22 protein-coding genes and 2 tRNA genes are annotated in these 25,561 nt (G+C 58.7%); 12 read left to right on the forward strand and 12 right to left on the reverse strand.

The genetic code is table 11. The features are described from left to right. Window positions 1–34 precede the first annotated feature (34 nt). The 3 genes from H8Z83_RS11510 to H8Z83_RS11520 all read right to left on the reverse strand — a co-directional run bounded on the left by H8Z83_RS11510 (window position 35) and on the right by H8Z83_RS11520 (window position 1,281). The gene (locus tag H8Z83_RS11510; protein WP_187015169.1) at window positions 35–712 is read right to left on the reverse strand and encodes a hypothetical protein; all 678 of its coding nucleotides are present in this window, start codon (window positions 710–712) and stop codon (window positions 35–37) included. Window positions 713–1,077: 365 nt separating this feature from the next. Further along, a tRNA-Ser gene (locus tag H8Z83_RS11515) sits at window positions 1,078–1,170 on the reverse strand. 23 nt (window positions 1,171–1,193) lie between these two features. Further along, a tRNA-Ser gene (locus tag H8Z83_RS11520) sits at window positions 1,194–1,281 on the reverse strand. 221 nt (window positions 1,282–1,502) lie between these two features. Here H8Z83_RS11520 and H8Z83_RS11525 point away from each other — a divergent pair. Next, a complete protein-coding gene (locus H8Z83_RS11525; protein ID WP_187015170.1) occupies window positions 1,503–2,366 on the forward strand; it encodes a DUF1751 domain-containing protein in 864 nt (287 codons plus the stop codon). Between the two features lie 42 nt (window positions 2,367–2,408). Here H8Z83_RS11525 and rsmI read toward each other — a convergent pair whose 3' ends face one another. The 3 genes from rsmI to fdxA form a co-directional block, all read right to left on the reverse strand. Further along, window positions 2,409–3,239, reverse strand: a complete 831-nt coding sequence (gene rsmI / locus H8Z83_RS11530) for a 16S rRNA (cytidine(1402)-2'-O)-methyltransferase (protein ID WP_187015171.1) — start codon at window positions 3,237–3,239, stop codon at window positions 2,409–2,411. A gap of 2 nt (window positions 3,240–3,241) precedes the next feature. After that, window positions 3,242–3,970 carry a tRNA1(Val) (adenine(37)-N6)-methyltransferase gene (locus tag H8Z83_RS11535; protein WP_187015172.1) on the reverse strand — a complete coding sequence of 243 codons (729 nt, stop codon included), beginning with the start codon at window positions 3,968–3,970 and terminating at the stop codon, window positions 3,242–3,244. A 127-nt stretch (window positions 3,971–4,097) separates the two neighbouring features. After that, on the reverse strand, window positions 4,098–4,271 hold the full coding sequence (gene fdxA / locus H8Z83_RS11540; RefSeq protein ID WP_187015173.1) for a 4Fe-4S ferredoxin: 174 nt from the start codon (window positions 4,269–4,271) through the stop codon (window positions 4,098–4,100). Between the two features lie 336 nt (window positions 4,272–4,607). Here fdxA and H8Z83_RS11545 point away from each other — a divergent pair, with 336 nt between their 5' ends. The 5 genes from H8Z83_RS11545 to H8Z83_RS11565 all read left to right on the forward strand — a co-directional run bounded on the left by H8Z83_RS11545 (window position 4,608) and on the right by H8Z83_RS11565 (window position 11,309). Then, complete coding sequence (locus H8Z83_RS11545; RefSeq protein ID WP_187015174.1) at window positions 4,608–5,060, forward strand: CtsR family transcriptional regulator; 453 nt, start codon at window positions 4,608–4,610, stop codon at window positions 5,058–5,060. A gap of 67 nt (window positions 5,061–5,127) precedes the next feature. Beyond that, entirely contained in the window at window positions 5,128–5,640 is a 513-nt protein-coding gene (locus H8Z83_RS11550) for a UvrB/UvrC motif-containing protein (protein WP_187015175.1), read from the forward strand. Between the two features lie 51 nt (window positions 5,641–5,691). Then, complete coding sequence (locus H8Z83_RS11555) at window positions 5,692–8,157, forward strand: ATP-dependent Clp protease ATP-binding subunit (RefSeq protein WP_187015176.1); 2,466 nt, start codon at window positions 5,692–5,694, stop codon at window positions 8,155–8,157. 155 nt (window positions 8,158–8,312) lie between these two features. Then, on the forward strand, window positions 8,313–10,172 hold the full coding sequence (locus tag H8Z83_RS11560) for a CvpA family protein (protein ID WP_243184958.1): 1,860 nt from the start codon (window positions 8,313–8,315) through the stop codon (window positions 10,170–10,172). Window positions 10,173–10,355: 183 nt separating this feature from the next. Beyond that, window positions 10,356–11,309, forward strand: coding sequence for a ComEC/Rec2 family competence protein (locus tag H8Z83_RS11565; protein WP_187015177.1), 954 nt, complete (start codon window positions 10,356–10,358; stop codon window positions 11,307–11,309). 139 nt (window positions 11,310–11,448) lie between these two features. On the opposite strand, the gene H8Z83_RS11570 is transcribed toward H8Z83_RS11565, so the two are convergent. The 4 genes from H8Z83_RS11570 to iolE form a co-directional block, all read right to left on the reverse strand. Further along, complete coding sequence (locus H8Z83_RS11570; protein WP_187015178.1) at window positions 11,449–12,486, reverse strand: Gfo/Idh/MocA family protein; 1,038 nt, start codon at window positions 12,484–12,486, stop codon at window positions 11,449–11,451. Window positions 12,487–12,541: 55 nt separating this feature from the next. Further along, window positions 12,542–14,470 carry a 3D-(3,5/4)-trihydroxycyclohexane-1,2-dione acylhydrolase (decyclizing) gene (iolD, locus tag H8Z83_RS11575; protein ID WP_187015179.1) on the reverse strand — a complete coding sequence of 643 codons (1,929 nt, stop codon included), beginning with the start codon at window positions 14,468–14,470 and terminating at the stop codon, window positions 12,542–12,544. Between the two features lie 17 nt (window positions 14,471–14,487). Further along, a complete protein-coding gene (locus H8Z83_RS11580) occupies window positions 14,488–15,291 on the reverse strand; it encodes a 5-deoxy-glucuronate isomerase (protein WP_187015180.1) in 804 nt (267 codons plus the stop codon). A gap of 78 nt (window positions 15,292–15,369) precedes the next feature. Continuing rightward, window positions 15,370–16,272 carry a myo-inosose-2 dehydratase gene (iolE, locus tag H8Z83_RS11585; RefSeq protein ID WP_187015181.1) on the reverse strand — a complete coding sequence of 301 codons (903 nt, stop codon included), beginning with the start codon at window positions 16,270–16,272 and terminating at the stop codon, window positions 15,370–15,372. Window positions 16,273–16,623: 351 nt separating this feature from the next. On the opposite strand from iolE, the gene H8Z83_RS11590 reads away from it, so the two are divergent. The 6 genes from H8Z83_RS11590 to H8Z83_RS11615 all read left to right on the forward strand — a co-directional run bounded on the left by H8Z83_RS11590 (window position 16,624) and on the right by H8Z83_RS11615 (window position 23,344). Beyond that, a complete protein-coding gene (locus H8Z83_RS11590) occupies window positions 16,624–17,481 on the forward strand; it encodes a DUF11 domain-containing protein (protein ID WP_187015182.1) in 858 nt (285 codons plus the stop codon). 444 nt (window positions 17,482–17,925) lie between these two features. Then, window positions 17,926–19,131 carry a glutamine synthetase family protein gene (locus H8Z83_RS11595; protein WP_187015183.1) on the forward strand — a complete coding sequence of 402 codons (1,206 nt, stop codon included), beginning with the start codon at window positions 17,926–17,928 and terminating at the stop codon, window positions 19,129–19,131. Window positions 19,132–19,180: 49 nt separating this feature from the next. Beyond that, on the forward strand, window positions 19,181–19,762 hold the full coding sequence (locus H8Z83_RS11600) for an ANTAR domain-containing response regulator (RefSeq protein WP_187015184.1): 582 nt from the start codon (window positions 19,181–19,183) through the stop codon (window positions 19,760–19,762). Between the two features lie 55 nt (window positions 19,763–19,817). Beyond that, window positions 19,818–21,422 carry a CTP synthase gene (gene pyrG, locus H8Z83_RS11605; RefSeq protein ID WP_187015185.1) on the forward strand — a complete coding sequence of 535 codons (1,605 nt, stop codon included), beginning with the start codon at window positions 19,818–19,820 and terminating at the stop codon, window positions 21,420–21,422. A gap of 37 nt (window positions 21,423–21,459) precedes the next feature. Continuing rightward, complete coding sequence (gene guaA, locus H8Z83_RS11610) at window positions 21,460–23,001, forward strand: glutamine-hydrolyzing GMP synthase (protein ID WP_187015186.1); 1,542 nt, start codon at window positions 21,460–21,462, stop codon at window positions 22,999–23,001. Window positions 23,002–23,200: 199 nt separating this feature from the next. After that, window positions 23,201–23,344: a hypothetical protein gene (locus H8Z83_RS11615; RefSeq protein WP_187015187.1), complete on the forward strand. Its 144-nt coding sequence runs from the start codon at window positions 23,201–23,203 to the stop codon at window positions 23,342–23,344. A gap of 60 nt (window positions 23,345–23,404) precedes the next feature. Here the strand turns inward: H8Z83_RS11615 and H8Z83_RS11620 are convergent, their stop codons facing one another. Together H8Z83_RS11620 and H8Z83_RS11625 are read right to left on the reverse strand one after the other, a co-directional pair. Continuing rightward, the gene (locus H8Z83_RS11620) at window positions 23,405–24,535 is read right to left on the reverse strand and encodes a HAMP domain-containing sensor histidine kinase (protein WP_187015188.1); all 1,131 of its coding nucleotides are present in this window, start codon (window positions 24,533–24,535) and stop codon (window positions 23,405–23,407) included. Next, the gene (locus H8Z83_RS11625) at window positions 24,532–25,209 is read right to left on the reverse strand and encodes a response regulator transcription factor (protein ID WP_187015189.1); all 678 of its coding nucleotides are present in this window, start codon (window positions 25,207–25,209) and stop codon (window positions 24,532–24,534) included. Before H8Z83_RS11625 ends, H8Z83_RS11620 begins: the two co-directional genes overlap by 4 nt. Window positions 25,210–25,561: the final 352 nt, after the last annotated feature.

Below are 25,561 nucleotides of genomic sequence, written 5' to 3' on the forward strand. Positions count from 1 at the left end.
AGGCCGAGCAAAAATGCTCGGCCTGCGTGGATACTTATTTCATTGTCATGCCGCTCTGTTCCGGTGCGTCCCGCTGCCGCGGAGCATCCGCAGGCAGCAGTCCGTCGACCTGTTCCATCAGCTCCGCCAGCTCCTGATCCCGTCCGCACGAAAGGGTTTCGTCTTGCTCGCGGACGAACGCCAGCGCACGGTAGATCTCCGCAAGCTGCTCCGGCTCGAAAAGGGCGCCTTTTTGAACAAGCCCGCCGCGCACGGTGAAGTCCCGCTTGGCGGCATCGTAGTCGTCCTGGAAATAGTGCCCGTGATGGACGCCCTCTCGGTCATAGTCCCACTCCCAAGTCACAAACTGGACGCCGTGCTCGGTGGGGTGGCCCGCCAGCACCGCGTCACCGAAGTCCGCGAGGATACGGTAGTCGCCATCCAGTCCGCTGGCTTTGAGCCGCGGCGCGGTTTCCAGAATCGCCATGTATTCCGAAGTCATTTTGGCGGTGTCGATCACGGTTTGCAGCGCATCCTGCGCCCGAATACTGTCCACGTTCTCTTGCCGGTACAACACGCTGCCCTTGCCGGATACGCGGCAGAGACGCCCTTTTTCCCAGCAGACGGGCAGGTGGTGATCCTCAATCGGCTCCACCGTGAAACCATTCTGTCGCAGCCGGATGGCGGTTTCTTCAAGGAAACGGAGCTGCGCGGTTTCATTCTGATTGTTCATTTTGGAGTCCTCCTCGTAAGCAAAAAAATAAGCCGGAGCATCCTGAAATGCTCCGGCCGGTTGACGGATTAAGTTGTGAAATGAAAAAGGGCGCCTTTTTGATGGCTTCGACGAAACCAACAAACAGACGCCCGAAAGATCGTATAAAATTTTGAGGAAAGATCGCTCTATTTTGCGCCCGCAAAAAGGGCGCTTCTCAGGATTTTGCCTTTGAATCTGTGAAAAGGGGAGTTCAAATCTCCCCGGTTACCAAAATAACGCGAAAATATCTTTTTTTCTGAGCGCAGAATTTGAAATAAAAAAAGGTGGCAACCCTTTGGTATTCTAAGCGTTGCGCTTAAAATATCCGAATTGTTGCCACCTTATGGCGCGGAAGGAGGGATTTGAACCCTCGCGCCGGTTTTATCCAGCCTACTCCCTTAGCAGGGGAGCCCCTTCGGCCTCTTGGGTACTTCCGCAGGTCGATGGTGTTTTATGAAATTGGCGGAGAGAGTGGGATTCGAACCCACGGAGACTTGCGCCTCGCCGGTTTTCAAGACCGGTTCCTTAAACCACTCGGACATCTCTCCATCGGCAGAGGAGTTCTCCGGCTCTCAAACGCTTGATTAGTTTACCATAGATTGGGGCGGTTTGTCAACCGAAAACGGAGAATCTTTTTATAAAAATTTATCAGGCGGAAAACGTTCACAATTTAAAGATGACTTTTCCGCAGGGAACGGTTATAATAATGCTATCTGTCCGGTGGGTCTGGACCGCCGGGATACCTGAACGAATGACAGGAGGACCCGTTTTGAAGAAACTGAACCAATGGATCGACCGGTTTGCGTACAGCCATCCTCGTTTCGGCATACCGAACCTGATGCTCTACATTGTTATCGCCAATGCGGTGACGTACATCCTGACGCTGTTCGCCGGGGCAGCGGCCCTGAGCTTTTTGAAATTTGACCTCTACCATGTGCTTCATGGCGAGGTGTGGCGGTTGGTGACCTTTGTGCTGCTGCCCTTTACCTATCGCCCCATATCGCTGTTCATCATGCTGTCTTTCTGCTACTTCGTGGGCGGGACGCTGGAGCGGGAGTGGGGCACCGCCAAGTTTACCCTGTACTATCTCAGCGGTATGCTGTTCAGCGTGCTGTCCACGGTGATCCTCTCGCTGGCTACGAGGTATTACGGCTGGAGCCTGTCCGACGCCTATTACATCAACCTGACGATGTTCCTGGCCTTCGCAGTGATGTATCCCGACGCGCAGGTCTGGTTTTATGGGGTGATCCCTCTGAAGGCCAAGTGGCTGGCATGGGCGGACATCGCTTTGATGGCGTGGAACATCGCTCGGTCCGTGCGGTACGGTGCCTACGCCAGTGCTCTGGCCGCTGTGGTGGCAATTTTGAACTTTGTGATCTTCTTCTGGGAGGATATCAAGAGCATTTTGGGGATCCAGAGCCGTCAGCGGTCCAGACAGACCATTCAATTCAAGTCCGCCGTCCGGCAGCAGAAGAAGGCGGAGACGGAGCGAGGCTACCGCCACAAGTGCGAGGTCTGCGGCCGCACGGACGCTGACCACCCGGAGCTGGAATTCCGCTACTGTTCCAAATGCCAGGGCTATCACTGCTTCTGCTCAGACCACATTTTTGACCACCAGCACTTCACAAAATAAAGCAATCCCGGCGCGGTTTGACCGTGCCGGGATTTTTTGCCCTTACCGCTCCAAGGCGGCAGCGTACAGCTCGTTTTTGGAAAGGCCGGTGTGCTCCGCCACCTCCTTGGCGGCGTCCTTCAGTCGCATCCCCTGTTCCTTCAGAGCGAGGACCTGCGCCACGCCGTCCTCCAGCGTCACCACGGCGCCGGTTTTGGGAGCGGCTCCGGCCACCACAAGGACGTATTCGCCCTTGGGGGCGTTCTCCTCGTAATAGGCCACGGCCTCGGCCAGGGTGAAACGCAGGACCTCCTCGTGGAGCTTGGTCAGCTCCCGGCACAGGGAGATCCGGCGGTCCGGGCCGAAGGCCTCCATCAGGTCATTCAGTGTGGTGCGGAGCTTGTGAGGGGCTTCGTGGAAGATCATGGTCCGGGTCTCGTCCTTTAAGGAATTCAGGTGCTCCCGGCGGCTTTTTTTATTGACAGTGAGGAACCCTTCAAAGGTGAAGCGTCCGGTGGGCAGACCGCTGACAGCTAAGGCGTTGACGGCGGCGCAGCAGCCGGGAATGGCCCGGACCTCCACGCCGTTTTCCGCGCACAGCCGCACCAGATCCTCACCGGGGTCAGAGATGGCGGGGGTGCCGGCGTCCGTCATCAGAGCGCAGGATTCCCCGGCCAGCAGTCGATTCAGAACGCTCTGCCCGGCGGTGACGTGATTGTGTTCGTGATAGCTGATCAAAGGCTTTTTCACGCCGAAATGGTTCAAAAGCTTCATGGACACACGGGTGTCCTCCGCAGCGATGAAGTCCGCGTTTTCCAGCGTTTCCACCGCACGGGGGGTGAAGTCCCCCAGATTGCCGATGGGCGTAGCTACCAGATATAAAATGCCTGCCATGGTCAGACCTCCTGATCTCGAAAGTAAATGGCGTTCAGCTCCCAGGAGGGAGCGCCGGTATCCGTTTGCAAAAGAAGGGGCGGTTGAATGTCCACCCCCGGCTTACCGCCCCGGCAGCCCTCTATCAAAAAGAGGGAAGGGGCTGTGTCCGGTCGGTTCTGGACGAAGCGCAGCCGCTTGGGTTCCATGCCCGCCTCCCGCAGAGCGCAGGCTGTGTCCGTCAGCCGTTCTGGCTTGTGGACCAGACAGAATTTTCCGCCCCACCGCAGCAGATAGGACGCGGCGGTGCAGATATCCGTCAGACTCGCCTCCGTTTCGGAGCGGGCAGTGCGGCGGGCGCTGTCCCCGGAGACTTTTCCGCTGGCAGGCGGATAGTAGGGCGGGTTGCAGACCACCAGATCAAAGGAGCCGGTGGAAAAATGCTGCCGCACCTGCCGGAGGTCGATACACCGAAACGTGAGCCGGTCCGTCAGGCGGTTTTCGGCGGCGGCCCGCTCTGCCAGCGCCACAGCCGCCGGTTGAATATCGATCCCGGTGACGGTCAGTTCCGACTGCCTTTGCAGGAGCAGCAGCCCCACTAGGCCGGTGCCGCAGCCCAGATCGCAGACCCGCAGTCCGGCGGAGAGCTTCGGCAGGGAGGACAGCAGAAAGGAGTCCGTGCCGGGGCGGAACAGCGTATCATCCCAGACGAACCGCAGCCCGTCCGGTTTCAGGTATTCCCAATGCTCCACGCCGTCACCTCCCGTTGAACGTTTCTATTATTATATAGGGGAACCGCTTTCTTCGCAAGTCCCGGCGGCAAACAAAAAAACCGTCTCAGGATCGGGCCTGAGACGGTTTTATGTATCCCTTTAAGAATTATTCCTCGGGGACGATGGCGCCGTTGGGGCAGGTGTCGCTGCAAGAACCGCAGTCCAGGCAAGCGGCAGAATCGATCACGTACTGATCGTCGCCCTGGCTGATAGCGCCGGCGGGGCAAACGTCTGCGCAGGAACCGCAGCTGACGCAAGCAGAAGTAATCTTATAAGCCATGTGTACACACCTCCATTAGAATGTGCCTTCATTGTATCATACAATTTCTAAAAAGCAAGGGCGATTTGTTAAATTCTTACCAAGGAAAAAGAAAACTGTGAAAATGTCACAAAAATCGGAAAAACATTGGAAAAAGCAGGGCCTTTCGGCGGTTAGAGATATTGAACTGCATATGCGAACTATGGGGGAAATGAGCGTTCACAAACTGTTTACACAAATGGTCAAAGAAAGTCAAAAATAGCTATTGACATTGGAAAAGATCGTGCTATACTACAATCAAACAAAGGTTAAAGATAGTCAAAGTCAAAAGACAGAGACGAGAAAGGAGATGTCCCCATGGGGATTTCAGATTTGATCGCCAGCTTTTTGCAGGATAGCTTGGATACGGCGGAGAACGGTGTGCTGGAGGTCCAGCGCAGCGAGTTGGCCCAGCGGTTCAACTGTGTACCCAGCCAGATCAACTATGTGATGTCCACCCGGTTTTCACCGGAGCGGGGCTACATCGTAGAGAGCCGGCGCGGCGGCAACGGATATATCCGCATCACCCGGGTGCAGGTGGACCGGCAGACGCTGATGATGCACGTCATCAACAGTCTGGGCAGCAGCGTGGATCTGGCTTCGGCCAGAGCCATCCTCAGCAATCTGGTGCAGTCCGGCGCGTTGGAGCGGGACATGGGTCAGACGATCCTCACCGCCGTGGGCGATAAGGCCCTGAGCCGGGTACCCCGGGAGAGCCGGGACGCCGTCCGGGCGGATATCCTGCGACAGGTGCTGATCCTTCAGGTTTGAACGCCTGAAGAAGGGCACGCAACACAGTTAAGAAAAAATTTATATACAGTTTATGGAGGAATGCATTATGAAATGTGAGAATTGCGGAAAGAATGAAGTCAGCTTTGTATATCGCAGCAGCATCAACGGAAGAACAGAAGAACACCATCTCTGCCAGGCCTGCGCGGAAAAACTGGGGTATACCCAGAAGCTCTTTAACCGGCGGCCGTCCATGCGGGACAGCTTCTTTGGCAATGATGATTTCTTCGGAGATTTCTTCAGCCCCATGCCCTCTCTGCTGGGTCGGATGAACCGGATGCTGGAAAGCCCCTTCGATGATTTCTTCGACGCCATGCCCGCCATCGGCGCAGCGCCGGTGCAGGAGGTCAAGGAGGAAAAGAAGGATGACCTCATGAGCCATGAGGAACAGATCCGGTTCTCCTATCTGCGTCAGCTGAATGCGTTGAAGCTGGAGCAGAAGAAGGCTATCCACGAGGAGAACTTCGAGCGGGCCGCCCAGTTGCGGGACGAGATCCACAAGCTGGAGGAGGCCCACAAGGAGGCCAAGGAGTCCCACAAGGACGGCAAGGAAAGCGCTTAACAGGCGCGTTCAAACAAAACGCACACCCCAGAATAAAAGAGGTATTGAATTATGAATGAAAATAAATTTACTCCCACTGCGGAGGAAGCCCTGCGGCTGGCACAAGAGGCCGCAGGCGAATTGGGTCACGGCTATGTGGGAACGGAACACCTGCTGCTGGGCCTGATGCGTGAGGACGAGGGCATGGCCCACACCGTCCTGACGGAGGCGGGCCTGACCGACGACCTGCTGACGGAAATGGTTCGGAAAAGCGTCGGCGCCGGTCTTCCCGGCGGCAATCCCGCTCAGGGTCTGACCCCTCGCGCCAAGCACGTTGTGGAGATCGCCATGGAGGATTCCATCCGGGGCGGCTACGCCTACATCGGCACCGAGCATCTGCTGGCCGGTATCCTGCGGGAGGGCAACAACATGGCAGTCCGTATTCTGCGGTCCGCCGGCGTGGACGCCCGTCAGCTCTATACCGCGCTGATGAAGAAGCTCACCGCCGCGCCCAGAGCAGCCCAGAGCGGCGACAGCCGTACTCCGGCAGCCGGCTCCGCCAAGGAGGACGGCAAGGGCAGCAAGACGCTGGCAGAGTTCACCCGTGACTTGACGGCAGATGCCCGGACCGGCAAGCTGGACCCTGTCATCGGCCGTGATGACGAGATCCAGCGGGTCATCCAGATCCTGTCCCGCCGCACCAAGAACAACCCCTGCCTGATCGGTGAGCCCGGCGTGGGCAAGACTGCCATCGCCGAGGGCCTGGCCCGGAAGATCGCCATGGGCGATGTGCCGGAGAACCTGCTGGATAAGAAGCTCCTGTCTCTGGACCTTTCCGGCATGGTGGCCGGCACCAAGTACCGGGGCGAATTTGAGGAGCGTATCAAGAAGGTGATGCAGGAGGTTCAGAAGAACGGCAACATCATCCTCTTCATCGATGAGCTGCACACCATCGTGGGCGCAGGCTCCGCCGAGGGCGCTGTGGACGCCGCCAACATCATCAAGCCCGCTCTGGGCCGCGGTGAGATCCAGATCATCGGCGCCACCACCCTGAACGAATATCGCAAGTATATCGAAAAGGACGCCGCTCTGGAGCGCCGGTTCCAGCCAGTGACGGTGGGCGAGCCCAGTCAGGAGGCTACGCTGGAGATCCTGAAGGGCCTGCGGGAGAAGTATGAGCAGCACCACAAGCTGCACATCACCGACGAGGCGCTGAAGGCCGCTGTGGAACTGTCCACCCGGTATATCAATGACCGGTTCCTGCCCGACAAGGCCATCGACCTGATGGACGAGGCCGCCAGCCGGGTGCGGATGGAGCAGGAGGAACCCTCCGAGGAACTCAAGAGCCTGGAGGAGAAGATCAATGCCCTGTCCAAGGACAAGGACGCCGCCATCAACGCCCAGGACTTTGAGAAGGCCGCCCAGCTGCGGGACATCGAGAAGGACTACAAGGAGCAGGTGGAGATCGAGCGTGACAAGCGCCGCAAGAATGATCAGGAGCACCGGGACGTCAACGCGGAGGACATCGCCGCTGTGGTGTCTGGTTGGACCGGTATCCCAGTGACCCGTCTGACAGAGGACGAGGGCCAGCGCTTGCTGCACATGGAGGATATCCTTCATAAGCGTGTGGTGGGTCAGGACGAGGCTGTGAAGGCCGTGGCCCGGGCCATCCGCCGTGGCCGTGTGGGTCTGAAGGACCCCAAGCGTCCCATCGGCAGCTTCCTGTTCCTGGGCCCCACCGGCGTGGGCAAGACGGAACTGTGTAAGTCTCTGGCAGAGGCCATGTTCGGTGACGAGAACGCCATGATCCGGATCGATATGTCCGAATACATGGAGCGGCATACAGTATCCCGCCTCATCGGTTCCCCTCCCGGCTATGTGGGCCATGATGAGGGCGGCCAGTTGACGGAGAAGGTGCGCCGTAAGCCCTACTCCGTGGTGCTGTTCGATGAGATCGAAAAGGCCCACGAGGACGTCTGGAACATCATGCTTCAGATTTTGGACGATGGCCGGATCACCGACTCTCAGGGCCGCACCGTAGACTTCAAGAACACTGTCATCGTCATGACCAGCAACATCGGCGCCAAGGCGCTGACCGCTGCCGGCGCCAAGCTGGGCTTCGACGCGGACGATAAGAAGGCCGAGGCGGATGCCGACGCGGCCTATGCACAGGCCAAGGAGACCGTTCTGGCGGAGCTGCGCCAGACCTTCCGTCCGGAGTTCCTGAACCGGATCGACGATATCATCGTGTTCCGCGCTCTCACTGAGCAGAATATTGAGGAGGTTGCCCGCCGGATGCTCAAGACCGTGGCGGACCGTATGGAGACCATGGACATCCATTTGGACGCTTCCGACGAGGCGGTGAAGGAACTGGCCAAGGAGGGCTTCGACCCCAAGTACGGTGCCCGTCCCCTGCGCCGGGCCATCCAGAGCAAGGTGGAGGACGCTGTGGCCGAGAAGATGCTGGACGGCACCCTCAAGACCGGCGACACCGCCAAGCTGGCTGTGGAGGACGACAAGCTGGTCGTCACCAAGTAACGGCCCTTCCAATAAAATCAAGGTCCCTCTGCCGCGTTCGGCGGCAGAGGGACCTTTTGGCCCAACGTCGGCGGGCGGCCTTGATTTGTTCATACTTTTCCGGTATGATAAATTTGTATCAGTTTTGATAACTTTTGGAAAGGAAGGCAAACCCTATGCCCTTTACCTTCAATTTCGGCGGCTTCAACCCCGGAGATTTCGGACAGGGGGGCGAGCGCCCTCAGCGGGAGCGTAAGCCCCGGAAGCCCATCGGCACTCCCGTGACCCGCACCCTCATCAACATCGCCGTGACGGCGCTGGTGGGGCTGGTGTACTTCTATGTGGAGCTGCCCGCCCTGAACCCCCATGCGGAGGAATTTTACTTCTTTGTGTTCCTGCTGTGCGCCGTGTACTGCGGCTGCGCTGTCCTGACCTCCGGATTTCAGGGCACCGGTGCGAGAGGGTATCTCGGCTTTGTGAAAAAGCAGTGCACCATACCCTTCTTCGTGGTGATCGCCATGATCGCAGCCATCGCCATTGGCTCCCTTTCCTCTTGGGTGGTGCTGCGGGCTGGGGCATACAGCAAGCTGCTGCCCTTGACCACCGGTGACTTCGTCACGGAGGTGGAGGAGATCCGCTATGACCAGATCCCCATGCTGGACAGCGACTCCGCCGCCCGGTTGGGCAGCCGGAAGCTGGGTGAGCTGGCGGATATGGTGTCTCAGTTTGAGATCCTGCCCAACTACACCCAGATCAACTATAAGGGCCGCCCCGTGCGGGTCACGAGCCTTGCCTACGGAGACCTCATCAAGTGGTTCACCAACCGCTCCAACGGCCTGCCTGCCTATATCGTCATCGACATGGTGACCCAGGAGGCGGAGGTGGTCCGGCTGGACGAGGGCATGAAGTATACCACGGCGGAGCACTTCTCCCGGAACCTCTACCGCCACCTGCGGTTCCAGTATCCCACCATGATGTTCGACGAGCCGGTGTTTGAGATCGACGAGGAGGGCACCCCCTACTGGGTCTGCTCCCGGATCGTCAAGCGCATCGGGCTTTTCGGCGGTACGGACGTGAAGGGCGCCGTGCTGGTGAACGCCGTCAGCGGCGAGAGCCAGTATTACGAGGATGTGCCCACCTGGGTGGACCGGCTGTACTCCTCCGACATCATCATGGATCAGTATGACTACTACGGCCAGTTCCACAACGGCTTTCTGAACGCCTACTTCGGCCAGCGGGACGTGACGCTGACCACAGCGGGCTGGAACTATATCGCCATCAATGACGATGTGTATATGTACACCGGCGTGACCTCCGTTACCAGCGACCAGTCCAACATCGGCTTCATCCTCACCAATCAGCGCACCAAGGAGACCCGGTTCTACCCCTGCGCCGGTGCGACGGAGACCTCTGCCCAAAGCTCCGCTCAGAGCCAGGTCCAGCAGATGCGCTATTCCGCCACCTTCCCGCTGCTGCTGAATATCGCCGACCAGCCCACCTACTTCATGGCTTTGAAGGGCGAGGACGGTCTGGTGAAGATGTATGCCATGGTGAACGTCCAGCAGTACAATATTGTGGAGACGGGGCAGACCGTGGCCCAGTGTGAGGAAAATTACCGGAAAACGCTGCTGAATAACGGCATCATCGACCGGGCCGACGCGGAGGTGCCTGCGGAGGATCAGACGCTTCAGGAGACAAAGGGCACCATCGCCGAGATCCGCAGTGCCGTGATCGAGGGGACCAGCGTCTATTACCTTCGGTTTGAAGGAGAGAGCGGCTTCTCCGTGTATGTCAGCGCCGCGCAGGTGCCGGAGGCCCCGCTGCTGAACGTGGGAGATACCGTCACCGTCTATTGGAATGATGGCGCGCAGTGGATCACCGCACGGAAGATCGCAGTGGAGAACCGGGCTGTGTCCACGCCGCCGGAGACACCGGCTGAGGAGCCTGCGGAGCCGGAAACGGACCTCCTGCCAGACACCGGAACGGAGGAAGGAGCCGGCGGCTGGCAGCAGACGGTCATTTACGGAAAAGCGTGACTTTTCAAGGGAAACCGATCAAAACGAAGAGAACCCGCGGCGGGCAAAATGCCCGCCGCGGGTTTCTTGTGGGAACTGTCAAAATCCAAACGGAAATTTTGGCTGGCGCAAGGACCGCTTTTCATTGTAAACGTTCACGCAGTATGGTATCTTTGTAACAACAACACAGGAGGGGGACTGCGTATGCTGGCTCTGGATTTTATCAACATAGGCAACGGAGACTGTATTCTCATTCGGGAGATGGAGGGGACGCGGCAGAAGTTTGCCTTGATGGTGGATTTTGGCCATGACTGTCTGATACGGGACGATCATCCGGGAGAACTGGATCCCAGGTCTCAGCGGATCTATGCGGGAGATTTCCTTCGGGAATTGGGCGTGACCCATCTGGATGTGGCTCTGGCCACGCATTTCCACCGGGATCACATCGGCGGTCTTGGCCGGGTGCTGGATGCCGTGACCATCGACCGGTTTTATACCACCTACCTGCCCCCGGAAAATGCCCCGGAGCTGGACCCCTTCCATCCGGATAACAACTTGCCCAAGGCTGCGAGAAACGCCCTTCTCTGCCTCCAGATCTATACCGAGGCACTGCAAAGCCACCCCGACCGTATCAAGCAGTTTGAATTGGTGCAGGGGACGGAAACGATTTCCCTCCAGCTGACGCCGGACCTGAAAATGGATATCCTCTGCGGCGAACCGGCCCTGTACCGGCGGCAGAAGGAGATCTATGACGCGGCCTTCAACGGAGAGCGGAACGGATATGAACTGGTGCGCTGGGCCAAATCCATAAACGTGTGCTCTTTGCGCCAGCGGCTGTATTACCACGGCAAGGAGATCGTTCTGGGCGGCGACGCCTACGCCCATGTGTGGGAGACCGTGAACCTGACCCCCTGTGACATTCTGAAGGTGCCCCACCATGCCTCCTTCGATTCCACCTCCCGGAAGCTGCTGGAAAAGCTCCAACCCAAAACGGCGGTGGTGACGGTGGCGGCCCGGCGGCCTGACGAGCGGCCCCATCCCTATGTGGTGTCCCTGCTGCAGGAGTACGTCGAGAATCTGTATTTTACCGACGCGGTGGAGCTCCCCGGTTTGGTGGAGCCTCAGTTCCATAAGTCCGTTCACTTAGAAGTGGAGTGAGGAAGCTGTTTGAACGCTGAACCGCGTTTGTATCGAAAAAGCAAAAGCGCCGGAGAAAACTCCGGCACTTGCGAAAAAGCATAAAACACGGAGCCCGACCATTGGCCAGGCTCCGTGTTTTATATTGGATGGGGTGAGATTACTTGTACATCTCGGGCTTTTCCATGGTCTCCACCTTCATGAACTGAGAGGTGCCGCGGGAGGCGTTCAGAGCGTCGCCAGCCACGCAGGCCACATAGCCGTCCCAAGAGGAGGGGCCGGTGAGCTTGCCGGCGTGGACAGACTCCACCCACTTGCAGAATTCGATATCATAGGCCTCAATGAAGCGCTCCTTCCAGTCGGTCATGATGGGCATGGACTCGGCGGGCTGGACGCTGTCCCAACCGGCGGGACGAGAGCGGCGGACCACAGCGTAGGGATCGGGCAGCTTCACGGTGCCGTTCTCGCAGACGACCTCGCACTGGATGTCATAGCCGTAGCCGTCAGCAACCTGAACCTCCACGTCGATGAAGCAGCCGTTCTTGGTGCGCATCAGCATGACCTGGGGGTTGTCATAGCCCTTGTTGGAGTTGGAGCTCTGACGGACCTTGACGCACTGCACATCCTCATACTCATCGCCCAGCAGCCAGCGGCAGATGTCCAGCTCGTGGATGGCCACGTTGGTGACGCCGTTCTCGGTCTTGAAGCCCGGGCCCTGAGCAACGTTGCGGTGGCAGCACTTGATCAGCAGGGGCTTGCCGATCTCACCGGAGTCGATGATGCGCTTCATCTCGGCATAGCCGCGGTCATAGTGACGCATGAAGCCCACCTGCACCAGACGCTTGCCGATCTCCTGCTCGCGCTTGATGATGTCCTCGCAGTCAGCGGCGTTCTGGCTCAGGGGCTTCTCGCAGAAGCACCACTTCTCCTCAGCCAGAGTCTTCATGACATAGTCATGATGGGTGGGGTCGATGGAGGTGATGACCACGGCCTCAACCTCGGGATCCTTGATCATGCCGTCGCAGTCATTGCCGTAGGACTTGATGCCGTACTTGGCGGCGGTGTCGTCAGCGGCGGCGGCCACATAGTCGGACACGGCCACAACGGTAGCACCGGGGACGGTCTCAATGATGCGGCGGCAGTGATCCTTGCCGATAGCGCCGCAGCCGATAATGCCGATCTTCAATACCTTTTCCATGTTAGTAACCTTCCTTTTTTATAGTTTGGATGGGTTTTCGTAAGCAAAAATGATCTTAGTACTTCCGGACTTCCTTCAGGTGAGCCTGCAGGTCGGCATAAGCCGCCAGGTTCTCCTTGCGTTCGGACACCTCGGTGTCACCCACGCGCCACCAGGAGGAATAGCCGTCGGTCATGGTCTTGGGCAGGACCTTGATGTCGAAGAGGACGGGGATGTTCTTTACCTTCTTGGCATCCTCGAAGGCGGCCACCAGCTCTTCCATGGTGCGGACGGTGTAGCTCTTGCAGCCGTAAGCCTCCGCCACCTTGGCGTAGTCGATGTTCATGAAGTTGCCGAACAGACCATCCTTATTGCGATAGCGCAGCTCGGTGCACAGCGTAACGTTGCCGTGGCCAACCTGCAGGTTGTTGATGCAGCCGAAAGAGGCGTTGTCGAACAGGCAGATGTTGATCTTCTTGTGCTCCTGGCAGGCGGTGATCAGCTCACCGTGGAGCATATTGAAGCTGCCATCACCGCAGAAGGAATAGACCTCGTGCTTGTCGCCAATGGCCAGCTTCACGCCCAGAGCGCCGGCCACCTCGTAGCCCATGGTGGAATAGCCGTACTCCATGTTGTAGGTGTCAACGCCGGTGGGACGCCACATCCGCTGCATATCGCCGGGCAGAGAGCCGGCGGCGCCAATGGCAACGTCGCCCTCGCTCATCATGGCGTTGATGGCGCCCAGAGCAGAGGTCTGGGTCAGCTGGGCATTGACGTCCTGCGCGAAGCGCTTGGCGGAATCGGCGTTGGCGTCATTGATCTCCGGCTTCCAGCTCTTCTTGTCGGAGAAGGTGATGTGATCCAGACGGTTCAGCTCATCGATCCACTTCTCCTTGGCGACCTTGACCTCATCCTTATAGGCGGTCTGATAGCCCTCCAGCAGCTTTTCCAGACGGGGCAGGGCTTCCTTGGCGTCAGCCACCACGGGGACAGCCTCCATCTTCAGGCTCTGGAACTCAGAGACATTGATGTTGACGAATTTGCAGGTATCCTTGAACAGCCACTTGGAAGCGGTGGTGAAGTCGGTGTAGCGGGTGCCCACGCCGATGACCAGATCGGCCTTCCGGGCGATCTCGTTGGCTGCGGAGCAGCCGGTGGTGCCCACGCCGCCCAAGTTCAGGGGGTGCAGCCAGTCGGTGGCGGACTTGCCCGCCTGGGTCTCGCCGTAGGGGATGCCGAAGGCCTCGGCAAAGTGCAGAAACTCAGCGTGCGCCTCGGAATAGCGGACGCCGCCGCCGCAGATCATCATGGGGCGCTTGGCCTTGCGGATGGCCTCGGCAGCGTCAGCCAGAGCGGCCTCGGTGGCGGGGCGGCGCTCCAGACGCCAGACGCGCTTGGCGAAGAAGCTCACGGGATAATCATAGGCCTCACCCTCAACGTCCTGGGGCATGGCAACGCAGACCGCACCGGTGTTTGCGGGATCGGTCAGCACCCGGAAGGCGTTGATCATAGCGCTCATCAGCTGCTCGGGGCGGACAACGCGGTCCCAGTAGCGGCACACGGCCTTGAAAGCGTCATTGGTGGTGGTGGCCAGGGAGTTGGTGTGCTCCACCTGCTGCAGAACGGGGTCGGGCTGACGGCAGGCGTAGGTGTCGCCGGGCAGCACCAGCAGGGGGATGTTGTTGGCGGTGGCGGTGCCGCAGGCGGTGACCATGTTGGCGGCGCCGGGGCCCACGGAGGAGGTAGCAACGCAGATCTGCTTACGCTTCATCTGCTTGGCGAAGGCCACGGCGGCCTGGGCCATGCCCTGCTCGTTCTTGCCCTGATAGATCTCCAGGTGCTTGGCCTCCTGGCTCAGCGCCTGACCGAGACCTACCACGTTGCCGTGGCCGGGAATGATGAACACGCCGCGGACGAAGCGGTGCTGGGCACCGTCAACCTCCATGTACTGATTTTCCAGAAAACGGACCAAAGCCTGCGCCATGGTCAAACGGACAGTTTTCATGCTTTTGTTACCTCCGATCAATGATTGGGATAGATGTGGTCATTGGCATCGGGCTTCCACAGCCACTCGTGCTCCTTGTCGTCGATGCGGGTCTTCAGCCAGGGATCGCCCTCCAGATGCCGGATACCCCAGGCGTAGCACATGGCATAGCCGGGAGCCACCACCTGAGAGTGGAAGCCGTGGTTGATGACGGCGCAGCCGTTCTGCTCGGTCTTGTAAACATCGCCGTTGGCAAAACCGGCGCCGAAGCCGTGAGGATAGTCGAAACGGTAGAAATAGACCTCCGGCTGGGGATGATGATGAGGAGGATAGGAGGACCACTTGCCGGGACGGTTCAGCACCTCACCCAGCACCATGTTGGAGAAGGGGGCGTTGTCATAGTCGAAGAAGGTCTTGATCTCACGCTCCATAGCACCCATCAGCTCGCCCTTGGAACCGGCGTGCTGGGTCTGGACGGTCTCCGGGGTGTACATGACCGGCTCATAATCCTTCTCGTTCAGGGTGTCCTGCATGTAAAGCTCGCTGTGGCTGTGAGCCGTCAGGGTGATCTTGGTGCCCTTGGGAGCCAGCAGGCAGTAGGCTTCGTGATGGAAGCAGTTGGGGCGGTCGGCCTCAACGGTCTTGCCGGCGTATTCATAGGTGACCTTGCCCTCGAAAAGCAGGATGGCAACCTCGCGGTCGGCGCTTTCGTAGGTATAGGTGTCGCCGTCCTCCATCACCAGCAGGCCCACGTTCATCAGGGTACCCATGTAGTTGGTGGATTCGTCGATATAGGCGTTGTAGCCCCGCTTGAGTTCCTTGTTCTTATTGAAATAAGTCATTGGAAACATCTCCTGTTTGATGTCAAAAAGTGGTATGGAAACGCGGTGGGGAGGACCGGGGTCCTCCCATCGCGCGATTTACAGACCGGTGTGCTCCCGGATGTAGGTACGGCCCTTGATAGCGTACTCCAGAGGATTGGCCTTGGCGGGATCCTGCTCAGCCTCCACCAGCAGCCAGCCCTGATAGCCGGCGTCGGAGAGCACCTTGAACACGGGATCGAAGTCCACGTTGCCGTCACCGGGGACGGTGAACGCGCCGTTGCGGACGGACTGCAGGAAGGACCAGTTGTTCTTGCGGGCTTCCTCCACCACGGGCAGACGCATATCCTTCAGATGGACGTGGCCCACGCGGTCCACATACTTCTTCAGCATGGCCAGGGGATCCTCGCCGGCGAAGGTGAAGTGGCCGGTATCATAGCAGAGGAACACATACCGGGGATCGGTGTTGGACATCATGCGGTCGGTCTCCTCGCTGGTCTGGACCACGGTGCCCATGTGATGATGGAAGCACAGCTTGAAGCCATGCTCGGAAGCGATCTGGCCCAGACGGTTCAGACCCTTGCAGAAGCGATCCCACTCCTCATCGTTCATGACATGCTTGTGGCCGCCGGTGAGGATGGGCACGTCCACCTTGCCCTGAATGGAGTAGCTCTGCTCGGAGACGTTGATGTGATTTGCGCCGACAGCCTCCAGGAAGTCCAGGTTGGCGATGAAGTCCTTCTCCTCTTCCTCCATGGAACGGGTCAGGATGAAGGAAGAATACCAGCGGCTGGCGATGCGCATACCGCGCAGGTCCAGAGCCTTCTTCAGCTCAGCGGGGTCGGTGGGATACTTGTTGCCGATTTCGCAGCCGGTGAAGCCGGCCAGAGCCATCTCGCTGACGGTCTGCTGGAAGGTGTTCTCGGCACCCAGCTCCGGCATATCGTCATTGCACCAGCCGATGGGAGCAATACCCAGGGAAACAGTTTTCGGATCAAACATAAAACGTCCTCCTTATGAATATTTAGGATCATTATTTGGATAAGCGTACAAATAGAAAATGGTTTGCGGGGAAAAGGTTGGCGAAAGCGCAAACGGATTTTTCTGTGTCCGTTAACAGACATGCGGAAACTACATCCGCAAGAAAACGATTTCGCTTGTTATCAAGATAGCACGGTTCCCAAAAAAAATCAACGCTTTCCCACGGCAAAACCAGATTTTTTCCGAAAGTGCCAAAGGTGGGCTGTTTTTTTTATTGCTTTTAGAGAATGGCGGGGGACCGTGTGCTGTTCCGGCGCATAGAATGGAACGCGCAGACGCGCGAATCTGAGCGATTTTAAGGAGGCTTGTTTTATGCCCACATCCTTTCAGAATATGGCGACCCTCACCTATACCGGCGGCACCGTCAATTCCAATATTGTCACCGGAGAGCTGAGGGAGGTCCTGACCGCCGCAAAAACGGCGGTGCGGGAGAATTACGAGCCGGGCGGGACGGTCACGTATGTGGTCAGCCTTACCAACAGCGGCGTCACGCCCCTGACGGGCCTGACCATTTCCGACAACCTGGGCGGCTACACCTTTGGCGGAGCGACCCTATATCCTCTGGCCTATTTGCCGGGCAGCGTTCGGTACTATGTGAACGGCGCACTGCAAGCCGCTCCGGTTGTTAACGCCGGACCGCCCATGACCGTCACCGGCATCACGGTCCCTGCCGGGGGCAGCACCCTTGTGATCTATGAGACGGAGGTGACCCGCTACGCGCCGCTGGCAGCGGAGTCCAGCGTTGTCAACACCGTCACCGTGACCGGCGGCGGGCTGGCCGCACCTGTGACGGCGGAGGAGACAGTTGGCGTGGTGAGCAGCCCGAGACTGTCCATCACCAAGGGGCTGAATCCCACGGTGGTAGCGGAGAACGGCCGGATCACCTACACCTTTACCATCCAGAACACCGGCAATACCCCCGTCACCGCGACGGACGATGTGATCCTCCGGGATACCTTTGATCCGGTTCTCAACGGTCTCACGGTGACCTACAACGGCGCACCCTGGACTGCCGGTACGCAGTACACCTATGACGGGACCACAGGTCTGTTCGCTACAACAGCGGGGCAGATCACCGTCCCCGCGGCCACGTATACCCAGGACCCGGTAACCGGGGCGTGGGCCGTGACCCCCGGCGTCAGCGAGCTGATCGTCACCGGCACGGTATAAGAGGCAGCCAAGGACAAAAGGAAGGGCGCAGGCCCTCCTTTTTGCACCGTGTTCGACAGAAAAATGATTGACAAGCGCGGACGCACATGGTACGATCGATGCTGATTTGTTGAATCAGGTCTTTTTTGAATACAAAATGAGCAAAGGCGTTCATTTTCAGCGGGAGCATGGCTCCCGTTGGAAGTGGACGCCTTTTTTGTTGCAGAACGGGCTGGCGGTTGGAAAAGAATCGCCGCAGAGCGCAAAACAGGACAGGAGATCAGACCGGCAGCAGCCTCCAATGTGTGAGCATGACGGAGAATAAGTCTCGGAAAACCATGATTTTTTCTGTTTTACATATTGTAAATTCATGAAAAGGTGTGCTATAACAGTTGCATCAAAAAATGAGGGGGCCTGGATCGCCGGGCATGCATACGGAAACCATAACGGAAAGGCGGAGACAATATGCAGTATTCGGTTGAGGAGATCAAGCAGTATGCGGCGGAGGAGGACGTGAAGTTCATCCGCATGGCCTTCTGCGACGCGGCGGGCCGCCAGAAAAATATCGCCATTATGCCGGAGGAACTGGACCGGGCCTTCCAGTACGGTATCGCCATCGACGGCTCCGCCATTCCCGGCTTCGGCGGGGAGGTCCACTCTGATCTGCTGCTGCGCCCGGACCCGTCCACCCTCTGTGTGCTGCCCTGGCGGCCGGAGCATGGACGGGTGGTGCGGATGTTCTGCGCCGTGACCCAGCCGGACGGCACCGTCATCGGCGCGGACGCCCGGAGCCTGTTGAAAAAAACGGTAGAGGACGCCAAAAAGGCCGGATTGACCTTTGCCTTCGGAACAGAGATGGAATTCTATCTGTTCCGGCTGGACGAGGACGGCGAGCCCACCAAAATTCCCTATGACCGTGCCGGTTACATGGACATTGCCCCGGCAGACAAGGGGGAGAATGTCCGCCGGGAGGCCTGCCTGACGCTGGAGCGCATGGGCATCCGGCCGGAAAGCTCTCACCATGAGGAGGGCCCCGGCCAGAACGAAATTGATTTCCGCTATGCAGACCCGGTCACTGCGGCGGATAACGCCGTGACCTTCCGGGCGGCTGTGGATACGGTGGCGGCCCGGAACGGGCTGTATGCCGATTTCGGACCCAAGCCTCTGGCAGACAAGGCGGGCAACGGAATGCACATCAACTTCTCCGCTGTCAGCGAGGATAAGCGGGACGTGATGCCCCAGGTCCTTGCCGGGGTGCTGGCCCATGTGGAGGCCATGACGGCGTTCCTGAACCCCACGGAGGAATCCTACCGCCGCTTTGGAAGCTGGAAGGCACCCGGCTATCTTTCCTGGTCCGCTGAGAACCGCTCTCAGCTCATCCGGGTCCCGGCGGCGGTGGGGGAATACCGGCGGGCGGAACTGCGGTCTCCGGACCCGCTGTGCAACCCGTATCTGGCCTTTGTCCTGCTGATTCGGGCGGGAATGGAGGGCGTTGCTCACAACATGCAGCTGCCGCCTGCGGCGGATCTGAACCTCTACACGGCGCCGGAGGAGATCCGGGCCCGGTACCGCAGACTGCCGGAGACCTGGGCGGAGGCCAAGGCAGCGGCCGCCGCCAGTGATTTTATCAAAGAACATCTTCCTGCAGCGATCATCCAATACTATACCTGACCGCTCAGAAAGCACGCGGTAAAAAGCATAGAAAAGGAGGGGGACAACGATGGAGCTTGGCCATGCGTACAGCGTTCTGGTGGTGTCCGCCTCCGCAAAATTCAATGAATCCGTCCGGGGCCTTCTGCCGGAGCGGTTCTATTGGCCGGTCACGGTGCTGACGGACGCCGCCGGTGCCCGCCGGGAGCTGCTGGAAAACAGCTACGATCTGGTGGTGATCAACACGCCGCTGCCGGATGAGTTCGGCACCCGACTGGCGCAGGATATCTGCCAGCACAGCGCCGCCGGGGTACTGCTGCTGGTGAAGGCAGAGCATTTTCCGGATATTGACGGACGGCTGACGCCACAGGGCGTTCTGGTGCTGTCCAAGCCTATGTCGACCCAGCTGTTTACCCAATCCCTGCGGCTGCTGTGCGGTACCCGGGAGCGTTTGCGGGGGCTGGAAAAGAAGAATGCCACCATTGAGGAAAAAATGGAGGAGATCCGCCTTGTGAACCGGGCCAAGTGGCTGCTGATCGAGGAACTGAATATGACGGAGCAGGAGGCCCACCGATACATCGAAAAGCAGGCGATGGACCGCTGCGTGACGAAGCGGGCCGTGGCGGAGCAGATCTTGTCGACTTATAAATAAAAACTGCCAAAGCGGGACTGCGTAGACAGAACGTGAAATTTTCGGAGGAGGACGTATGACGAAATACATTTTTGTGACCGGCGGCGTGGTATCCGGGTTGGGTAAGGGCATTACTGCGGCGTCTCTGGGCCGCCTTTTAAAGACAAGAGGGCTGAAGGTGGCCGCTCAGAAGCTGGACCCCTACATCAATGTGGACCCCGGCACCATGAGCCCCTATCAGCACGGCGAGGTCTACGTCACCGAGGACGGCGCGGAAACGGATCTGGATCTGGGTCACTATGAGCGGTTCATCGACGAGGATCTGAACAAATATTCCAACCTCACCACCGGCAAGGTGTACTGGAACGTTCTGAACAAGGAGCGCCGGGGGGAGTATTTGGGCTCCACCGTGCAGGTGATCCCCCACATCACCAATGAGATCAAGGAATTTGTCTATCGGGTGGGTAAGCAGACGGACGCCGACGTGGTCATCACCGAGATCGGCGGCACCATCGGCGATATTGAGTCCCAGCCCTTTCTGGAGGCTGTCCGGCAGATCTCTCTGGAGGTGGGCCGGGAGAACAGCCTCTTTATCCATGTGACGTTGGTGCCCTTCCTCCGGGGCTCCGATGAGCACAAGTCCAAGCCCACCCAGCATTCCGTCAAGGAGCTTCAGGGCATGGGGATCAATCCCAACCTCATCGTCCTCCGGTGCGACGAGCCGCTGGAGCCTTCTATTTTCCAGAAAATTTCCATGTTCTGCAATGTAAAGCCCGACTGCGTTATTGAGAACATCACGCTTCCCTGCTTGTATGAGGCACCGCTGATGCTGGAGCAGTCCCACTTTTCCTCTGTGGTATGCCGGGAGTTGGGCATCGACGCCCCGGCCCCGGAGCTGACAGAGTGGGAACACATGGTGGAGCGGATCAAACATGCGGACAGACGTGTGACCATCGGTCTGGTGGGCAAATACGTTCAGCTTCATGACGCCTATCTCTCCGTGGCAGAGGCACTGCGCCATGCGGGCTATGCTCTGGGGGCTGAGGTGGACATCCGCTGGATCGACTCCGAGACCATTACGGAAAGCGATGCGGAGGCGGTTTTGGGCGCGTTGGACGGCATCATCGTCCCCGGCGGCTTTGGCCAGCGGGGGATCAACGGCATGATCCTGACGGCGAAATACGCCCGGGAGCATCGGGTACCCTATTTCGGCATCTGCCTGGGAATGCAGATCGCTGTGATCGAATATGCACGCCACGCCGCTGGGATCGCCGACGCGGATTCCGGCGAGTTCAACGAACTGTGCGAAAACAAGGTCATCGACTTCATGCCGGGACAGAGCGACGAGATCGATAAGGGCGGCACGCTGCGGCTGGGGGCCTATCCCTGCGTGATCCGGCCCGGCACCACCATGGAGCGGTGCTACGGCACGCTGGAGATCTCTGAGCGTCACCGCCACCGCTACGAATTCAACAACGACTACCGGGAGGCCCTCACCTCCGCGGGACTGGTCCTCTCCGGGCTGTCCCCTGATGGGCGGCTGGTGGAGACGGTGGAGCTGACGGACCAGCCGTTCTTTGTGGGCGTTCAGTATCACCCGGAATTCAAATCCCGCCCCAACCATGCCCATCCGCTGTTCAAGGGCTTTGTCCAGGCGGCGCTGGAGCGTGAAAACGCATAAAGGCGCAATATCTGAATTTATTTTTCAGGAGGTCTCTATGGCATCACAAACCGTTTTAGTTCTCGATTTCGGAGGTCAGTATAATCAGCTTATCGCCCGGCGGGTCCGGGAATGCAGTGTATACTGCGAGGTCAGGCCTTACACCACCCCGGTGGCGGAGATCAAGGCGATGGCCCCCATCGGCATTATCTTTACCGGCGGGCCCAACAGTGTGTACGATCCTGCATCCCCGCAGGCGGACCCGGAGATCTTCAAGCTGGGGATCCCCATTCTGGGCATTTGCTACGGCTGTCAGCTCATCGCTCACAATCTGGGCGGCCGGGTGACGGCGGCTACGGCGGATTCCGCCCGGGAGTACGGCAAGACGGAGACCTATTTCCGCACCGACTGCAAGCTGTTCAAGGGCCTGCCTGCCGAGAGCGTTACCTGGATGAGCCACGGCGACTATATGGAGAAGGTGCCGGAGGGTTTTGAACTGGTGGCTCATTCCGACGCCTGTCCCAATGTGGCCATCTGTGACGAGCGCCGGGGCTTTTACGGCGTCCAGTTCCACCCGGAGGTGAATCACACCGTCTACGGCACCGCCATGCTCCGCAACTTCCTCTATGAGGTCTGCGGCGCAAAGGGGCAGTGGACCATGGGAGATTATAAGGATGTTGCCATCCGTCAGATCCGGGAAAAGGTGGGGGACGGCAAGGTGCTGCTGGCCCTCTCTGGCGGCGTGGATTCCTCTGTGGCGGCGGCGCTGATAGCGGAGGCCGTAGGCAATCAACTGACATGCGTATTTGTGGACCACGGCCTCATGCGTCTCAACGAGGGAGACGAGGTAGAGGAGGCCTTCAGAAAGTGGGACATCAACTTCGTCCGGGTCAACGCGGAGAAGCTGTTTTTGAGCAAGCTGGCCGGCGTCAGTGAGCCGGAGCGCAAACGGAAGATCATCGGCGAGGAATTCATCCGGGTCTTTGAGGCGGAAGCAAAAAAAATCGGCCAGGTGGATTACCTGGCTCAGGGTACGATTTACCCGGATGTGATCGAGTCCGGCGCCGGTGACGCTGCTGTGATCAAGAGCCATCACAATGTGGGCGGTCTGCCGGATTATGTGGATTTTAAGGAGATCATCGAGCCTCTGCGGATGCTCTTTAAGGACGAGGTGCGGCAGCTGGGCCGTGAGTTGGGTCTGCCGGAGTATCTGGTGATGCGTCAGCCCTTCCCCGGCCCCGGCCTTGCCATCCGCTGTCTGGGGGATGTGACGAAGGAAAAACTGGATATTCTGCGTCTGGCGGATTTCATCTTCCGGGACGAGGTTGCCAAGGCGCATCTGGAGAGCGCCATGAGTCAGTATTTCGCAGTGCTGACCAATATGCGCTCCGTAGGTGTGCAGGGCGATGGCCGGACCTATGATTATACTCTGGCCCTCCGCAGTGTCACCACCACGGACTTCATGACCGCCGACTGGACCCGGATCCCCTACGATGTGCTGGACCGGGTCTCCGTCCGTATCGTCAACGAGGTGCCCCACATCAACCGCATCGTCTACGATATTACCTCCAAGCCCCCTGCGACTATTGAGTGGGAATGATTGCAATAACCCGCCGGTTCGCTGCAACGCAGCGGACCGACGGGTTTTCCATGATATACTGTCAGTTTGCTGCCAAAACGTTTTGACTGTGAAAAAGCCATGTGGTAAAATTAATTCAAGAATGAAAGCGAATTGGGTCACGAACATCTAATTTCTCACTTTTGACGCTTTGAAATCCGGCGAAAGGGGGGCCAACGGAATGGGAAGCATCGTCGAAGCTGCCCTATATGACATTGTCGGGAAGTTTTTCCTGCTTTTCGTGATCGTGCCTGCGGGGGTCATCTTTTTGGGATATGTGATCTACATGATCGCGAAAATCCTTCAGGAACTGCGAAAAAAGTAGAACTTATATATGGAAAGAGCCTGCTTTCTAATTTAGAAAGCAGGCTCTTTTTAAAGCGGTTCACCGGAGGGGAAGGGACACCGCCACGGTGGTGCCTGCCTCCGAGCTGTTCTCCACGCACACGGTACCGCCGTGGAGCTTGACGATCTCCCACACCAGCGAAAGCCCCAAGCCCACGCCGCCGTATTCTCGGCTGCGGGATTTGTCCACCCGGAAAAAGGGCTGGAATACGCTCCGCTGAAAGTGTTCCGGGATGCCCCGGCCCGTGTCGGCCACCCGAATCAACAGTTTTTCAGGCTCCGGCGTCACGGAAAGGCGCACGGAGCCGCCAGGGCGGTTATACTTGATGGCGTTCTCCGTCAGGTTGAACAGCAGGCGGTAGATCAGCGTGTCGCTGCCGGTCATGGTGCCGTCTCCCTCCCGCTCTAACATGACGTTATTTTTCTCTGCCAGCGGAGCGAGATCCGCGAAAATTTCATCGATCATAGGGCCGAGCTCGATGTGATCCGTACAGGGCACCGCCTGCAAGCCGCACATTTCCAGAAGGGTCCTTGTCATCTGGGTCATCCGCTCCGTCTGCTCCCGCAGAAGGCGGAGGAAATCTGCGGTTTCCGGCAATACGTCCGGGTGCTCGGCGGAGAAAAGCTCCACCTGCGCCTGCATCAGCGCCAGCGGTGTGCGCAGCTCATGGGCGGCGTTTCCGGTGAATTGCCGTTGGGCTGTGAAGCCCTCGTCCAGCCGCTCCAACATCTGGTTGAAGGAGTCGCTGAACTGCCGGAATTCCGGCAGCACCTCTTCCGTGATCTTCATGTCCGCCAGATTGTTGGGCTGTACCTTTTCCACCTGCGCCACGAAGGTCCGCAGAGGTCTCAGTGCCCGGCCGCTGACGAAATAGGCCAGAATGCCCCCCAACAGCGTCACCGCCGCCGTGATATACCAGTTAGTTGCTGTGAAAGAGGTTTGCGCTCCGTAGATCACGATGGTCAGGTTGGGGTCAAGCCCCTCCCGGCTGGGGTCGAAGTATTCCACCGCCCCCTCCGAGGGATCGATGGCGGTGGAGAGGTTGGCACCAATGGAGTCCATATAGTGCCGGCCGGAGCAGCCAATCAGCCAGTTCATCGCCATGCAGGTGGAGCAGATGAGCAGAGCCGTCATCAGGGTGATCCGCCATTGCAAAGACAGCTTTTTCATGCCTGCTCCTCCTCAATCAAATATCCCTCGCCGATGCGGTTGCGGACGGGGTCATAGCCCAGTGCCGTCCGCAGTTTTTTCCGCAGAGCGGAAATGTGTACCCGGATGGAGTTGCTGAAATTGTCCACGCTGTTGTCCCAGACGTGCTCCAAAAGCTCCTCCTGACTGACGGGCCGCCCCTGGTGGAGCAGCAGGTATTCCAGAATGCCGGTCTCCTTTCGCGTCAGGGCCAACGGCTGACCGGCGGCGGTGGCGGCGCGGGAGCGGGTGTCGAAGGACAGGGGCCCGCAGTGGAGCACCACATCGTTCTGGGTGAACTGCCGGAGGGTCAGGCTGCGGATGCGGGCCTCCAGTTCCTCTAAATGAAAGGGCTTTGCCAGATAGTCGTTGGCCCCGGCGTCCAGACCTTCCACCTTGTCAGCGACCTCGCTGCGGGCGGAGAGGATCAGCACCCGCGTCTCCCGGTCGGTCTGGCGAAGGGTACGGAGCACCGTCATGCCGTCCGCTCCCGGCAGGTTCAGATCCAGCAGCACCAGATCGTACCGCTCCGAGCCAAGCAGGTCGATGGCGGTGTCACCGTCATAACAGGGATCCACACTGTAAGCAAGGCGGCGGAGACTGCGGACGATGGTCTCACAAAGGGCACGTTCATCTTCAACTACAAGAATACGCATAAAAACCTCCGGCATAATAATCTGAGACTGTCAATAAAGTGGTAAATTCTCCGCGACGGTAAGGTAGGGCAGCCGTTAGCGGCTGTGCCGCTTTACGGATGCTGCATACCCCTTGCGGGTGAAGGGTGTGCGCGGGAAACCCAAGAAGGGGAAACAGGCGAAGTGCCGCCGGTGGCGGATAAAACGAGCCTGTTTCGAGGAAGGCCCCGGTTTCTGGGTGCAAAGCGCACGGAAACCGGCTGGGCCGACGGTGTATTCCTGCTCCACGCGTGGCGAAAAGGCTTTTTCAACACGCTGAGTGAACCATTTGTGTTCATTATAGCACAGGCAGATAAGATTTCTGTTAACTTTC

Origin of the sequence: Dysosmobacter segnis (genome assembly GCF_014297285.1) — a bacterium.
GTDB classification, from domain to species: Bacteria; Bacillota; Clostridia; order Oscillospirales; family Oscillospiraceae; genus Oscillibacter; species Oscillibacter segnis.